The sequence below is a fragment of the Kitasatospora sp. NPDC101176 genome (assembly GCF_044768035.1).
Taxonomy (GTDB): domain Bacteria; phylum Actinomycetota; class Actinomycetes; order Streptomycetales; family Streptomycetaceae; genus Kitasatospora.
On record NZ_JBIWPA010000016.1, the window covers coordinates 74,918 to 88,959 of the forward strand.

Sequence of the window (14,042 nt, forward strand, 5' to 3'; positions counted from 1 at the left end):
GGCCGGCGGGCCGCCGGCCCCCTCAGCCCGTCAGCCCGTCGACCCGTCCGCCACCCGGGGGCGAGGCCTCGCCGGTCAGAACCACTCCGGACGGCAGTCCGCCGCGGTCCGGTCAAGGCTGTCCAGCAGGTCGAACTGAGGCCCGGTCCGCGGGAGTTCGTACCGGAAGAAGTACCGGGCCGCCTGCCGCTTGCCCTCGTGGAAGGCGTCCGTGCCCTCGCCCAGCGCGAGGAACTGCTCCAGCCAGATCCAGGCCAGCACGACGTGGCCGACGGCCTCCAGGTAGACGGTGGCGTTGGCCAGCGCCGTCCCCGGGTCCCCCGTCGACCAGAGGGTGGCGGTGGTCCGCGCGATCCGCTCCGCGGCGGCGTCCAGGAGGGCGGCCAGCCCGGCCGCCTCGCCGCCGGCGGCCGTCGCCCTGCGGGTGGTCGCGGCCATCGTGTCGAGGAGCAGCCGCAGACCCGCGCCGCCGTCCATGACGACCTTGCGGCCGAGCAGGTCCAGGCCGTGGATGCCGTGGGTGCCCTCGTGGATGGGGTTGAGCCGGTTGTCCCGGTAGAACTGCTCGACGTCGTACTCGCGGGTGTAGCCGTAGCCGCCGTGCACCTGGATGGCGAGGTCGTTGGCGGCCAGGCACCACTGCGAGGGCCAGCTCTTGGCGACCGGCGTCAGCACGTCGAGCAGCAGGTGGGCGCGGGCCCGCTCGGCCTCGTCCTCGGCGGTGCCCTCCTCGTCGAGCAGACGACTGCAGTACAGGCCGAGCGCGAGCGCCCCCTCCACGTAGCTCTTCTGCGCCAGCAGCATCCGCCGCACGTCCGGGTGCTCGATGATCGGCACCTGCGGGGCGTTCGGGTCCCGGCCGGTGAGGGGGCGGCCCTGCGGGCGGGTGCGGGCGTAGTCGAGGGCGTGCAGGTAGCCGGTGTAGCCGAGCGCCGTGGCGCCCTGGCCGACGCCGACGCGGGCCTCGTTCATCATGTGGAACATGTAGGCCAGCCCGTGGTGCGCCTCGCCCACCAGGTGTCCCACGGCGCCGGGGGCGCCGCCGGGGGTGTACCGGCCCTCCCCGAAGTTGAGCATGGTGTTGGTGGTGCCGCGGTAGCCCATCTTGTGGTTGAGGCCGGCGAGCACCACGTCGTTGCGCTCCCCCGGGGTGCCGTCCGCCCGGACCAGGAACTTGGGCACGATGAACAGCGAGATGCCCTTCACGCCCGCCGGACCGCCGGGGATCTTCGCCAGCACCAGGTGGACGATGTTCTCGCTGAGCTCGTGGTCGCCGCCGGAGATCCACATCTTGGTGCCGGTGAGGCGGTACGTGCCGTCGGCCGCCGGCACCGCCCGGGTGGTGATGTCGGCGAGCGAGGACCCGGCCTGCGGCTCCGACAGGCACATGGTGCCGAAGAACCGGCCCTCGACCATGGGCGGCACGTAGGTGTCGATCTGCTCCCGACTGCCGTGCGCCAGGAGCAGGTTGGCGTTGCCGACGGTGAGCAGCGGGTACGAGGCGGTGGCGATGTTGGCGGCCTGGAACCAGGCCCGGCAGGCGTTGGCGACGACGACGGGCAGCTGCTGACCGCCGACCTCGTGGTCCATCGACGCCCCGACCAGACCCGCCTCGGCGTAGACCCGCAGGGCCTCCCTCACCTCCGGGATGAGGTGCACCCGCTCCCCGTCGAAGCGGGGCTCCTCGGCGTCGCCCTTCTTGTTGTGCGGGGCGAAGTGCCGGGTGGCGACGGCCTCGCTGAGCTCCAGCACGGCGTCGAAGGTGTCCCGGTCGTGCTCGGCGAACCGGGCGCGACGGGTGAGGGCCGTGACGTCCAGCCAGTCGTGGAGCAGGAAGTCGAGGTCGCGGCGGGAGAGGAGGAGAGAGTCCACGTAGGGCCATCCGATCGGACGAGGCGGTCGCGCTGCTGCCGGCGGGGCGGGCAGCGGGAGCCTTCCCCCGTCCGCCCCGGCACCACACTCCCACCACGGCCGCCGGAGGCCGGCGCCGGGGGCCTCGACCGGGAGTTCGACCGGCGCCGGAGGGCTCGACCGGCGCCCGGCCCGGTGTCGGCCGGCGCCCGGCCTGCTCACTGCCGACACCTTGCCGGGCACCGCCGACGGTCAGAGCTGCGGCGTGCGGTGGAGGGAGATCAGCAGCCGCCAGACCTGGTGGGCGATCCGCTCCGGGGCCGCCTCGATCCGGCCGTGCAGCCAGTCCGCGAGGACGCCGGTGAAGGTCCCGGCCACCGCGGAGGCCACCAGCTCCGGCTCCGGGGCGCCCGCGAGGGCCCGCTCGGTGCGGCTGCGCTCGCGCAGGTCGCGGGTGAGCACCAGGCCGAGCGGGCCGCCGCCGCCCGGCGCCAACAGGGCCCGGTAGAGCGCGGCCCGCGGGAGGAGTTCGGTGAAGAAGCCGGTCAGCGCGGGCGGCGGGGAGGCCGGGTCGGGCAGGCCGCGCCAGGCGTGCAGGGCGTCCACGGCCTCGCGGACGATGTCCGCGCAGGCGTCCACGGCGAGCGACTCCAGGTCGGCGTAGTGGACGTAGAAGGTGGCCCGGCCGACCCCGGCCCGGCGCACCAGCGCGGCGACGTTCAGCTCCGCGAGCGGGCGCTCGGCGCACTCCTCCAGCAGGGCCCGGCGCAGGGCGGCCCGGGTGCGCTCGGCCCTCGGGTCCTGGGCGGGCGCGGGGGCCGGGGCGGGCGCGGGGGCCGGGGCCGCGCCCTGGCCCTGGGCGGGGCCGTGCTCCTGGGCGGGGCTCATCCGGCGAGCAGGACGGCGCCGAGCGCGAGCGCCCCGGGCAGCGCCTGGGCGGCCAGGATTCGGCGGTTGGCGGTGGCGCCGCCGTACAGGCCCGCCACCACCACGCAGCACAGGAAGAAGGCCTGCACCTGGCGCCCGGTTGAGCCGCCGGCGACCAGCCCCCAGAGCAGTCCGGCGGCCAGGAAGCCGTTGTAGAGGCCCTGGTTGGCGGCGAGCGGTGCGGTGCTGCGGGCGAGTTCGGCGTCGAAGCCGGAGAGTTCCCGGCCCGGCCTCCGCTCCCACAGGAACATCTCCAGCACCAGGAAGTACCCGTGCAGGGCGGCCACCAGGGCCACCAGGACGTCGGCGGTCACGCGCATCATCGACTCCCAAGCTTCATGGACAGGTGTCCATCATAGCTGGACACATGTCCATGAAGTCCAGGCCCCGGCCTCCGGCCACCCCGGCGCTCAACCGCCCGACGAGGCCGTCCCGCCGGTCACCGCGCGGGCCGCCCCGCCCACGCGCGCGGCCGACCCCCCGGCCGAGGTCCGCACCGCTCCGGGGACGGCCGAGGCCGCCGCCGCCCGGTGCGCGGCGGCCGTGGGCCGGGCGACGGGGGCAGCCGGTGCGACGGGGCGCTCGGCAGCACCCGCGCTGATCCGTTCGATGCGGAGCACCAGGTTGCGGTCCTGGCGGTCGCCGGGCACATCCCGGTTGCGGCTGAATACGACCTGCGTCGGCACACCCAGGGTCTCCTGCCAACGCCCCTGGACGGCACGAATGTTGGGGCACCACTCACCCTGGTGGCGGTGTTCCAGCTCCAGGTGCCAGCTCTCCGCGTCGACGACGTGCACGGCGCCCACGTCACCGGCGAGCTCCACCGGCGCCGCGCCCCGCACGGTCACCACCGCCCGCTGCGGCCACCGGCCGTCCACCGCCGTCACCGTGATCCGGCTCGGCCCCTGGTACCAGGCCATCCTCGTCCTCCCGCGTCCGTCCGCACCGCGGCCGCCGACCGGCCCCACCCGGTAGCACGGCCGACGAGCGCCCGCGGGTTCGGCCCGCACGCTACGGGTACGGGGAAGCGCCCTGCCTACGGCGCGCAGTCCGCACCTGTCGCGGCCCCGCGCGTGCAGGGAATCGGCCCGGCACATCGCCCAGCCCTTGAGACTCCTCCAGGGAGCTTGGAACACCCCGTCAGAGCGCGCCGAACTCCCCGCCCCGCACGGCCGAAACGAAGGCCGACCACGCCTCGACAGGGAAGACCAGAGCCGGGCCATGAGGGTCCTTGCTGTCACGGACGGGCACAGCGTCGGCGGCAGTCAGATTGCCCGCCACCTCTACGCAGTTCCCGCCGTTGCTGCTGTGACTGGACTTGAACCACGTGGGTTCGCTGGCGGTCACGGTAGTTCCTTCCTTAGCTGCCGGATCAGGGCCACGGAGTCCGCCTGTGAGAGCGCAAGGGCCTGCAGCTGATAGTAGGCCGTCAGCAACGGCGGCACTGCTCCGCTGTCTCGCTCCAGGTGTCCTTGCTGCGCCGATTCGGCATAGGACATGAGCGAGCGATCGGCGAGGGTGATGATGTTCACCGGAAGGTCGAACGCCCGCTGTTCACCTATGGCATACGGGGCCACCTGGAAGACCGTGTGCGGCAGACCTGCGAAGGCGACGAGCTCATCGAATTGGGCGGCCATGACCGCCGGCCCGCCGACAGGCCGGCGGATACAGCTCTCGTCCAGGACGGCGTGGATCAGTGGTGGGACCTCTCGGCGCAGCGACGCCTGTCGACGCGCGAGATAGGCCACCCGTTCGTCAGCCTGAGCCCGCGTAATGCTGTTCCGGAGCACTGCTCCCGCCGCAATGGCCCCTGCGTAGTCGGCGGTTTGGAGCAGTCCCGGAACGATGCCGAGGTCGAACAGCCTCAGTTCCACGGCCTTCGACTCCTGCGCCACGTACTCCGGGAAGCCTGCGAGCAGCGCCGAGTCCTTGACGTCGAGCGCCTTGCGGACGAACACGCGGTCCAGCCCGAACGCTTTGTCAAGTTCACGTGCGAGTCGAGGGGTTGGGGGTCGGCGACCGGTTTCCACGGCCGACACGTGGGTCGGCGAGTAGCCGATGGCGACTGCCAGGTCTTCCTGTGTCCACCCCCGTTCCTCGCGCAGCCCGCGCAGGAACACGCCGAACTTCGCCGCAGGGCCGGAGTCGGGGTTCAGCTCGACCTTGTTCACGGCACCTCTCCGAGCAGATCCGACAAGTTGAAGGACTTCCGAGCGTAGAGGACAGTGGGCGCTCCCGGTAGTCGTTTCACTACACAGAGGAGCGAACGTTGGTGCTGCACAGTGTTCCGTCGGCCGCGCAGGCCCGCGAAGGGATCGAGCGATTCCGGGTGGTGATCTACCTGGCCAAGTCCACCGCCGCCTTCCCGGAGTTGGAGATGCGGAGCTGCGAGGACCACGCGCTCGCCTTCGGCTGGGAGGTGTCCCTGACCTTCGTGGACGACGAGACGGACAGATGCCCGGAGCAGCGCCCCCTGTTGCTGGCCGCGCTGCAGACGGTCAGGGACGACAGCGCGGGCGCGATCCTGGTCCCGTCCAGGGCGGCCGTCTCCCCCATCGACGGCGAGTACGACGACTTCTCCGCCCTGGTCGAGAAGGCCGGCGGGTTCGTCCAGGTGGCGCGTCGATGAGCGACCGGGCCGAACCGGCCGGCCACGGCCTCCGGTTGGAGGTCCGTGCGATCGACGCCACGAGCCCGCACTTCCTCCTGCTGGAGTGCTGGGCCCTGTGGGACCTCGACCGGCACCAGTACGTCCGTGCGCCCGGCTCCTCGGGCCGGATCAGGCGCTTCTACACCCGCGCGGCCGCGGAGGCGCACCTCCGTTCCTCCGCCCGCGGTCGCACGGTCGGCTGACGGGCCGCCCCGACCCTCAGAGCAGTGCGACACCCACCGCCGCAGTCGCCGCCAGGACGACGACCGCCAGCACGTGGTACGCCAACTCCTTGCCCTCCGAGCGGCTTTCCTCCTCCACGTCGAGGGTGAACTCGGCCGGGTCGGCGAGGGTGTGGTGGACGGTGACGTCCCGGCCGTACGCGCGGGCGGGGTCGGCGAGATGGGAGGTGCAGTGGGCCGTGACGACCGTGCCGCTCCGGGTGGTGAAGGACACCACCGGGGTGATGGTGGTCCTGGTGTGGCCGTCGTCCTCGTCGACGCTGACGTCCTTGAGGACGGCGACGACCCGGCCCGGCACGGCGTCCATCGCGGCCAGTCTGCGGAGGCGGGCGTTCTTGTCGCGTACCGCTCCCGGCAGGTGGGCGACCCCGACGGCTGCCAGCGGTGCGGCGAAGCCGATCAGTGCCCACGGCCACGCCCAGTCGCCCGCGGCGAGGACGACCAGCCCGGCGTAGACCAGGAACACCGCGAACGCCGGCCAGCCCAGTCCTCGACCGGGCTCCTCGGGGCGGTCGGTGAACCGGTAGGCGTGCGGCCTGCCACGCGGGTGGTTGATCCCGACCTCCCGGCCCTCCCAGGCCGCGGTGATCATCTCGCCGCGGTCGCCGTCGTTGGTCACGGTGACCTCCTGCCCGGTGGCCTCGTCACGGTAGGAGACGACGACGGATATCCCGCCGTCCCGGGATCCGCCGTGCCGGGGTTCCCGCACCCGGTCGATCCGCCCGGTGAGCCGGACCGTCCGCTGGGCCTTGGTCACTCCGGCCAGGGACCTGCCGTAGCCGACCAACGCGGCCACACCCCACACCCCGCACCACAGCTTCAGGAACTCGTCCCACCCCATGAGCGCCTTTCCTCCTTCCGTCGACTTCCTTCGTTTCAGCGCACGTTGCCCTGGCCGTCCGCCTCCAGCGTCGTCGATCCCCGGTCGCCGGTCGCCGTGATCCGGAGGGTGAGCCCGCCGGTGACGCCGTCGGCGGTCAGCTGCCAGCTCCGCGGGGCCCCGACGCCGGGGGCGCTCCTGGCCTTCTCGACGAGGCCGGGGATGCGATCGTAGGGCAGGGAGCGCGGGTCGAAGCCGGGGGTCGGCATTCCGGTGGGGGCGAAGACGACGGTCAGCAGGCGGTCCTGCACGACAAGGGTGAGCGCCTGCCCCTTGTCCGCACCCTGGGTCAACGACTCGACGGCCCTGCGGAGTTCGCCCTGGCCGAGCATCGACCGGCCCGGGCCGAGGCTGACCGTGCCGGTGGCCGATGTCACGGTGGTCGTGGACGTCGAGGTGGACGACGTGGACGTGATGTCGAACGACGTGGTGGAGACGGCCGGTTCGGAGGTGGCGCGCGCATCCTCGCGGGAGTCGAACAGGTCGGCACGGAACGGCACGAGCACGGCGGCCACGCCGAGCAGCAGGCCGAGCAGGGTGAGGAGACCGCCCGCGCAGCCCGTCTGCTCCTCGGCCTTCAGCACCGGTCCGGGCACCGAGTCGAGGAGGGCCCCGGCCGCCCGTTCCTCCCACTGCGGCGTCGGCCGCCGCACGAGCCGTCCCTTCCACGGCCGGTCCGGCGGGTACTCGACGACCACGACGCCGCGCGGCCGGTAGTCGGCGAGCTCGACGCGATTGACGTCCTGCCGGAGCTCGACGCGGAACGCGGGCGCGTCGTCCGGCACGACGCTCAGCTCGAAGCGCACCGGTACGTCGCTGGCCTCGCTGCCGGAAACCTCCCGGTCCTCGATCAGCGCGAGCGCCGTACGCGGCACGACGGCCGCCTCACGGGCGCGGCGGGGCTGCGTGGCGAGGACGAAGGCCAGACCGTAAGCCGTGGGCAAAGCGAGCCCCAGGACGATCAGCAGCGTCTTCCCGACGACGCAGCCGCTGATGAAGGCGGTCAGCGACGCCCCGATCACACCGCCCGTCAGGAGGCCCCGGGCGAGTTCGGCAGGCCTGGTGTGCGTGGGCGGCGCGCCTGCGGCAATCGTCATGCGGCCGATTGTGCACGTCCCGGGTGACAGCCGACAGGCCTACGGCGGGACTCTACGACTCGCGGGCCGGACGCTCCGTCACGAGGAGGACGTCCATGCGCCGCGGTCCGTGGACGCCCTCGACGCGGTCGAGTTCGATGTCGCTGGTGGCGGACGGTCCGGAGATCCAGGTCTGCGGCCGGGTCGGGTCGAGCCGTGGCAGGGCGCGCGGCAGCGAGGCGACGACCTGGTCCGCCCGGACCACGCAGAGGTGGTGGTCCGGGACGAGGGTCAGGGCGCGCCGCCCCTGGGCGGGCCCGGCGTCCAGCACGATGGTGCCGGTCTCGGCGACGGCGAGGGCGCAGCCGGTGAGGACGCTGTCCACGGCGTCCAGCCGTTCGGCCGTCAACTCTTCCGAGTCGACGACGGGTCGGGTGGCGTCGAGGGCCGACAGCCAGGCGCCGGGCAGGTCGGCGGGGACGGCCACCGACCGGCTGCCGCGCTCGCGCAACAGCCGGGCGATCAGCTCCGGCAGGCCGTCGGCGGTGCTGTGGTGGACGTGGGCCCGGTAGTCGGTGAGGTTGCCGGCGAGCAGGTCGAGCAGGGCCGCGGGGTCCTCGGGGCCGTGTGCGGTGAGGTAGTCCCGGCGCACGGGGGGCTCGGGGGCCTCGGGGGCATCCGGGGCGGTATGGGGGCGGTCGGCGAGGGCGGCCCGGATCCGGGCCAGGACGCGTTCACGGGAGCCGGTCATCGCTGGTCGTCTCCCTCGGTACGGTCGTGCCCCTCCGGGCGGTCGTGCCCCTGCGCGCGGTCGCGCTGCTTCCACCAGTCGCGGAAGGTCTGGTCGGGCAGCTCGGGCAGGTCCCGGCTGTCACTCCAGGCCCCGACCGGGCCGGGCAGCGGCAGCCGGTGCGGGTGCAGGCGCCTGGTCCGCACGGCGGCCCGGGTGACGGCGCTGTACGCGGCCGGGTGGTCGAGCAGCCAGGTCGCCGCCCTGACGGCGGCCCGTTCGGCACGGTGCCCGTGGCCCTGTGCGGCCACCCGCTCCCGGAGGTGGACCAGCACCTCGGGGATGTCGATCGCCACCGGGCACACCTGGTAGCACGCCCCGCAGAGCGAGGAGGCGTACGGCAGCGAGGCGTCCAACTCGGTCTGCAGCCCTCGCAGTTGCGGCGTGAGGATGGCGCCGATCGGGCCGGGGTAGGGCGAGCCGTAGGCGTGGCCGCCGGCCCGCTCGTACACCGGGCACACGTTCAGACAGGCCGAGCAGCGGATGCAGCGCAGGGCCTGGCGGCCGATCTCGTCGGCGAGGGTGTCGGTGCGGCCGTTGTCGAGCAGGACGAGGTGGACGTCGCGCGGCCCGTCGCCCTCGGTGGTGCCGGTCCAGATCGAGGTGTACGGGTTCATCCGCTCGGCGGTCGAGGAGCGCGGGAGCAGCTGCAGGAACACCTCCAGGTCCCGCCAGGTGGGGACGACCTTCTCGATGCCGACGACGGAGATCAGCGTCTCGGGCAGGGTCAGGCACATCCGGCCGTTGCCCTCCGACTCGACCACGACCAGGCTGCCGGTCTCGGCGACGAGGAAGTTGGCGCCGGAGACGGCCACCTTGGCCCGCAGGAACTTCTCCCGCAGGTGCAGCCGGGCCGCCTCGGCGAGGTCCGCCGGCCGGTCGGTCAGCCCCTCGGGGGCGGGCCGCCCCCAGCGCCCCATCGCCTCCCGGAAGACGTCGCGGATCTCGGTGCGGTTGCGGTGGATGGCCGGGACGAGGATGTGCGAGGGCAGGTCGTCGCCCAACTGCACGATCAGTTCGGCGAGATCGGTCTCGTAGGCGGTGATGCCCTCGGCGGCCAGCGCCTCGTTGAGGCCGATCTCCTGGGTGGCCATCGACTTGACCTTGACCACCTCCCGCTCGCCCGTCGCCCTGACGAGGTCGGCGACGATCCGGTTGGCCTCGGCCGCGTCCTCCGCCCAGTGCACGGTGCCGCCGGCGGCGGTGACGGCGGCCTCCGCCTGGAGGAGGTAGTGGTCGAGCCGGAACAGGGTGCGGTCCTTGATCTCCTTGCCGGCCTGCCGCAGCTGCGCCCAGTCGGCCAGTTCGGCGACGGCCGCGGCCCGCTTGTCGCGGATGGTGTGCGTGGCGCGGGTCAGGTTGGCGCGCAGCCGGGTGTCCCGGGTGGAGACGGCGGCGGCCTTCGGGAAGGCGGGCATGCCCAGGTAGGTGCCGCTCATCGCGCCGCTCCGCTCGGGTCGGCCGTGGTCCCGGCCCCGGCCCCCGTGGCGTTCCCGGCGGCGGTCCCGGTCCCGGCGGCCGTGGCGGGGTGCGGGTCGGCGTCGGCGTCGGCGTCGGGGTCGGGGTCGGCCTCGGTGGCGGCGAGGATCTCGGCGAGGTGGACGGTCCGCAGGGGGGAGCCCTGGCGCCGCAGCGTGCCGCCGAGGTGCAGCAGGCAGGAGTTGTCCGCCCCGCAGAGCACGTCGGCGCCGGTCGCGAGGGCGTTGCGGACCTTGTCCGCGCCCATGGCCGCGGAGACGGCGGGGTTCTTCACCGCGAACGTGCCGCCGAAGCCGCAGCACTCCTCGGCCCCGGGGAGCTCGACCAGGGTCAGGCCCTTCACCGCGCGCAGCAGCCGCAGCGGGCGGTCACCGAGGCCGAGCGTCCGCAGGCCGTGGCAGGACGGGTGGTAGGTGACGGTGTGCGGGTAGTAGGCGCCGACGTCGGTGACGCCCAGCACGTCGACCAGGAACTCGGTGAGCTCGTACACCCGGGCCGGCAGGTCGCCGAGGCCGTCCACGCCAAGCCGGGGGTAGCTCTCCCGGACCATCGCCGCGCAGGAGCCGGACGGGGTCACCACGTGGTCGTAGCCGGCGAAGGCGGCGACGGTGCGGCGGGCCAGCGGGACGGTCTCGGCGCGGTAGCCGGTGTTGAACTGCGGCTGGCCGCAGCAGGTCTGGGCGGCGGGGAAGTCCACGTCCACACCGAGGCGCTCCAGCAGGGTCACGACGGCGCGCCCCGTCCCGGGGTTCAGGACGTCGTTGACGCAGGTGACGAAGAGTGCGACGCGCATTGCGCCTCCCTCGGGTCCGGGGGTGGCCAGCCTACTAAGACCCGGGGGCGGGCCCCGGTCCTCGCGGACCGTGGACCGCCGACGGGCGCACCCCCGCTCAGGCGTGCCGCAGGGCCTCGCTCAGGCGGTTCGCCGCCTCGACGACGGCCTGCGAGACGTGCGTCCCGGGGTGGCGGGTGAGCCGTTCGATCGGGCCGGAGACGGAGACGGCGGCCACCACCCGGTTCGACGGGCCCCGGACGGGCGCGGAGACGGAGACGACTCCGGGCTCGCGCTCACCGGCGGACTGCGCCCAGCCCCGGCGCCGCACGCCGCTGAGGGCGGTGGCGGTGAACCGGGCGCCCTGCAGGCCGCGGTGGAGCCGCTCCGGCTCCTCCCAGGCGAGCAGGATCTGCGCGGCGGAGCCGGCCTTCATGGGGAGGGTGACGCCGACGGGGACGGTGTCGCGCAGGCCCGAGAGCCGTTCCGCCGCGGCCACGCAGATCCGGACCTCGCCCTGGCGGCGGTAGAGCTGCGCGCTCTCGCCGGTGACGTCGCGCAGGTGGATCAGGACGGAGCCGGCGGCAGCCAGCAGCCGGTCCTCGCCGGCGGCGGAGGAGAGCTCGCCGAGCCGGGGGCCGAGGACGAACCGGCCCTGCAGGTCCCGGCCGACCAGGCGGTGGTGCTCCAGCGCGACGGCGAGCCGGTGGGCGGTGGGCCTGGCCAGCCCCGTGGCGGCGACGAGTCCGCCGAGGGTGGTGGGGCCGGCCTCCAGGGTGCCGAGGATCGAGGTGACCTTGTCGAGCACGCCGACGCCGCTCGTGTTCTCCATGGGTGGGTACTCCAGTCTCGTGCCCCGTGAGCGGCGGGTGGACGGGCTCACGGGGGGCTCCCCGCGGGGAGCGGGGGGTGGTCAGCGCGGACGGGCCGGGGAAGTCGGCGGAGTGCCTGCGCCGGGCACGAGGGGGGTACGCGAAAGGGCCGGGGTGGGAAGCGCCCGGGCGAAGGACAGCACTGAGAGCACCGTGTCTCCTCATCTTTCCCGCGCCACGTTGGCGACAGGCCGGAGTTGGCACTGCCCCCGGACGGCACGGCGCGTACTTCGGACGCCGGGTCGAACGGGGAGTTGCCGGGGCTTCGTAGGGCCGGTCCCTCCACCCCTCTGGATGATTCGCCAGGAACCATACAAGATTCCCCGGCCCGCCCGCCAAACCTCCCCCGTTCCCCCACACGCCGGGGCGGCGGTGCCCCGCCCCGGCGGCCGGTTCAGTCGTTGATGACGTCCGAGGTCTTGAGCGCGTCGATCTGCTCCTGGTAGCCCGCCAGCTTGTCCGGGCAGTACACCTTGATCACCTCGGCGCCCGCCTGCAGGACCCGGCCGTCGGCGACGACCGGCCGCATGCCGGGGCCGCCGGCGCCGTTGGCCAGGTGGACGCGCCACAGGCCCTGCTTCAGGGCCGAGTTGGGGTCCGTGCAGACGGGGCCGCCGTCGGTCCCGAGCACGAGGGCGGTGTTGCCGGTGTCGAGCGCGGGGTACCCGTCGGCGACCAGGGCGTCGCTCAGCTGGTTCGCCTTGCGGTGGGCCTCGTTGGTGGCCCGCTGCTGGGTGTAGGTCAGCAGTCCGGCGACCACGAGGCCGACGAGCACCACGATGGAGCCGATGTAGATCCAGCGGTGCTCGGACGCCATCCGGGTCGGGCTCATGCCACTCCCTCCTCGCCCACGCCGGTGCCGGCGTCGGGTTGGCGCCAGCTCGGCTTGCGAGCCTTCAGGAACGAGAACGGGATCACCACGCCGAGCAGCAGCAGGCCGCCGGCGACGATCCCGATGTAGGACCAGACGCTGCCGCCGCCGAACTGCGAGGACGGCACGAAGCCGATCACCATGGCCAGCGCCGAGGCGACGAACCCGACCACGCACAGCGTGGTGAGCAGCGGTGCCCGGTAGCCGCGCGGGTGGTCGGGCTGCTTGCGGCGCAGCTGGATCGCGGCCAGGAACATCAGGAGGTACATGATCAGGTAGACCTGGGTGGTGATCACCGAGAAGATCCAGTAGACGCTGGAGACGTTCGGGATCAGCGCGTACAGCAGGGCGATCGCGGTGGTGACGACGCCCTGGGTGACCAGGATGTTCTGCTGGACCCCCCGGGCGTTGAGCCGCTGCAGGAACGGCGGCAGGTAGCCCTCCTGCCGCGAGATCAGCAGCAGCCCCTTGGAGGGCCCGGCCAGCCAGGTGAGCATGCCGCCGACGGAGGCGGCGCACAGCCCGACCGCGACGATCGGCACCAGCCAGCCGATGTGGAAGTACTGGAAGAAGGCGTCGAAGGCCTGCATGACGCCGGCGGTCAGGCTGAGCTGGTCGGAGGGGATCACCCAGCTGATCGCCAGGGCCGGCAGGATGAAGATCAGCAGCACCATGCCCATGGCCAGGAACATCGACTTGGGGAACTCCTGGGCCGGGTTCCGCAGCTTGTTGACGTGGACGGCGTTCATCTCCATGCCGGAGTAGCTGAGGAAGTTGTTGACGATCAGCACCAGGCTGGCCACGCCCGTCCACTGCGGGAAGAAGTGCGATCCGTCCATCGGTGCGGCGGAGGGGTTGCCCTGCCCGAGGAAGACCATTCCCAGCACCACCAGCAGCGTCCCGGGGACCAGGGTGCCGATGACCAGCCCCCAGGAGGCCAGCCCCGCAACGGCGTTGGTGCCGCGCGAGGAGACCCAGACCCCGGTCCAGTACACCACCACGATGACGATCGCGGTGTAGACGCCGCTGCTGGCCAGGCTCGGGTTGATCACGTAGGCGATGGTGCTCGCGACGTAGGCGAGCAGGCTGGGGTAGTAGAAGATCGTCATGGCGAACTGGCACCACACGGCCAGGAAGCCCAGCGGCTTCGAGAGGCCCTGCGCCACCCAGTTGTAGACCCCGCCGTTCCAGCCGGAGGCCAGCTCCGCCGACACCAGGGCGGTCGGCAGCAGGAACACCACGGCGGGCAGCAGGTAGAGGAAGACGCAGGCGAGGCCGTACACGGCCATGGTCGGTGCCGCGCGCAGGCTCGCGACCGAGCTGGTCGTCATCAGGGCCAGGGTCAGCCAGGTGATCTTGTGCGCCCCGGTTCCGGCCCTGACGGCGCCGGCCGTCCTGGTGCCGCCGGCCCGGCCGGCGGATCCACCCGGGGTGTCGACGCTGCTCAACGGACGCCTCCTCGATCGGCTCCTGACGCCCTGCGCGCCCGTCTCCGAGCCTGCTGGCCGGGCGCGCGTGCCGCACCTCGGCTTGGGCCGTTAGGTGCGGCGGCGGGGGCGGTCGCGTCTCCATCCGGTGATCATCAGGCGCCGTCATCGATCGACCGACGCGATCTCGTGGACGGGAACCGCT

At 73.2% G+C, this 14,042-nt stretch carries 16 protein-coding genes and 1 riboswitch; of the genes, 2 read left to right on the top strand and 14 right to left on the bottom strand.

What is annotated here, in order from left to right; genetic code table 11:
• Positions 1-75: 75 nt before the first annotated feature.
• The 6 genes from ACIRS1_RS21975 to ACIRS1_RS22000 all read right to left on the bottom strand — a co-directional run bounded on the left by ACIRS1_RS21975 (position 76) and on the right by ACIRS1_RS22000 (position 4,949).
• A complete protein-coding gene (locus ACIRS1_RS21975) occupies positions 76-1,872 on the bottom strand; it encodes an acyl-CoA dehydrogenase (protein ID WP_402842375.1) in 1,797 nt (598 codons plus the stop codon).
• Positions 1,873-2,103: 231 nt separating this feature from the next.
• A complete protein-coding gene (locus ACIRS1_RS21980) occupies positions 2,104-2,739 on the bottom strand; it encodes a TetR/AcrR family transcriptional regulator (protein WP_402842378.1) in 636 nt (211 codons plus the stop codon).
• A complete protein-coding gene (locus ACIRS1_RS21985; RefSeq protein ID WP_402842380.1) occupies positions 2,736-3,098 on the bottom strand; it encodes a DUF1304 domain-containing protein in 363 nt (120 codons plus the stop codon). Before ACIRS1_RS21985 ends, ACIRS1_RS21980 begins: the two co-directional genes overlap by 4 nt.
• Before the next feature lie 90 nt (positions 3,099-3,188).
• Positions 3,189-3,698, bottom strand: coding sequence for a hypothetical protein (locus ACIRS1_RS21990; RefSeq protein ID WP_402842382.1), 510 nt, complete (start codon positions 3,696-3,698; stop codon positions 3,189-3,191).
• Positions 3,699-3,918: 220 nt separating this feature from the next.
• Positions 3,919-4,125, bottom strand: a complete 207-nt coding sequence (locus ACIRS1_RS21995; RefSeq protein ID WP_402842385.1) for a DUF397 domain-containing protein — start codon at positions 4,123-4,125, stop codon at positions 3,919-3,921.
• Positions 4,122-4,949 carry a Scr1 family TA system antitoxin-like transcriptional regulator gene (locus ACIRS1_RS22000; RefSeq protein ID WP_402842388.1) on the bottom strand — a complete coding sequence of 276 codons (828 nt, stop codon included), beginning with the start codon at positions 4,947-4,949 and terminating at the stop codon, positions 4,122-4,124. The genes ACIRS1_RS21995 and ACIRS1_RS22000 overlap by 4 nt, the downstream gene beginning before the upstream one ends.
• A 101-nt stretch (positions 4,950-5,050) precedes the next feature.
• Between ACIRS1_RS22000 and ACIRS1_RS22005 the strand changes: the two genes are divergently transcribed.
• The gene (locus ACIRS1_RS22005) at positions 5,051-5,407 is read left to right on the top strand and encodes a hypothetical protein (protein ID WP_402842391.1); all 357 of its coding nucleotides are present in this window, start codon (positions 5,051-5,053) and stop codon (positions 5,405-5,407) included.
• Positions 5,404-5,631: a hypothetical protein gene (locus tag ACIRS1_RS22010; RefSeq protein WP_402842393.1), complete on the top strand. Its 228-nt coding sequence runs from the start codon at positions 5,404-5,406 to the stop codon at positions 5,629-5,631. The genes ACIRS1_RS22005 and ACIRS1_RS22010 overlap by 4 nt, the downstream gene beginning before the upstream one ends.
• A gap of 16 nt (positions 5,632-5,647) precedes the next feature.
• Here the strand turns inward: ACIRS1_RS22010 and ACIRS1_RS22015 are convergent, their stop codons facing one another.
• From ACIRS1_RS22015 to ACIRS1_RS22050, 8 genes are all read right to left on the bottom strand, one after another.
• Positions 5,648-6,511 carry a DUF3592 domain-containing protein gene (locus ACIRS1_RS22015; protein ID WP_402842395.1) on the bottom strand — a complete coding sequence of 288 codons (864 nt, stop codon included), beginning with the start codon at positions 6,509-6,511 and terminating at the stop codon, positions 5,648-5,650.
• Between the two features lie 35 nt (positions 6,512-6,546).
• On the bottom strand, positions 6,547-7,647 hold the full coding sequence (locus ACIRS1_RS22020; protein ID WP_402842398.1) for a hypothetical protein: 1,101 nt from the start codon (positions 7,645-7,647) through the stop codon (positions 6,547-6,549).
• A gap of 52 nt (positions 7,648-7,699) precedes the next feature.
• Positions 7,700-8,377, bottom strand: a complete 678-nt coding sequence (locus tag ACIRS1_RS22025; protein WP_402842401.1) for a lactate utilization protein C — start codon at positions 8,375-8,377, stop codon at positions 7,700-7,702.
• Positions 8,374-9,855, bottom strand: coding sequence for a lactate utilization protein B (locus tag ACIRS1_RS22030; RefSeq protein WP_402842404.1), 1,482 nt, complete (start codon positions 9,853-9,855; stop codon positions 8,374-8,376). Before ACIRS1_RS22030 ends, ACIRS1_RS22025 begins: the two co-directional genes overlap by 4 nt.
• The gene (locus tag ACIRS1_RS22035) at positions 9,852-10,688 is read right to left on the bottom strand and encodes a (Fe-S)-binding protein (RefSeq protein ID WP_402842407.1); all 837 of its coding nucleotides are present in this window, start codon (positions 10,686-10,688) and stop codon (positions 9,852-9,854) included. The genes ACIRS1_RS22030 and ACIRS1_RS22035 overlap by 4 nt, the downstream gene beginning before the upstream one ends.
• A 97-nt stretch (positions 10,689-10,785) precedes the next feature.
• Complete coding sequence (locus ACIRS1_RS22040) at positions 10,786-11,499, bottom strand: IclR family transcriptional regulator (RefSeq protein ID WP_360214642.1); 714 nt, start codon at positions 11,497-11,499, stop codon at positions 10,786-10,788.
• Between the two features lie 198 nt (positions 11,500-11,697).
• Positions 11,698-11,840, bottom strand: a riboswitch (SAM riboswitch).
• 93 nt (positions 11,841-11,933) lie between these two features.
• On the bottom strand, positions 11,934-12,371 hold the full coding sequence (locus ACIRS1_RS22045; RefSeq protein ID WP_402842411.1) for a hypothetical protein: 438 nt from the start codon (positions 12,369-12,371) through the stop codon (positions 11,934-11,936).
• Positions 12,368-13,858: an APC family permease gene (locus tag ACIRS1_RS22050; RefSeq protein WP_402842414.1), complete on the bottom strand. Its 1,491-nt coding sequence runs from the start codon at positions 13,856-13,858 to the stop codon at positions 12,368-12,370. The genes ACIRS1_RS22045 and ACIRS1_RS22050 overlap by 4 nt, the downstream gene beginning before the upstream one ends.
• Positions 13,859-14,042: the final 184 nt, after the last annotated feature.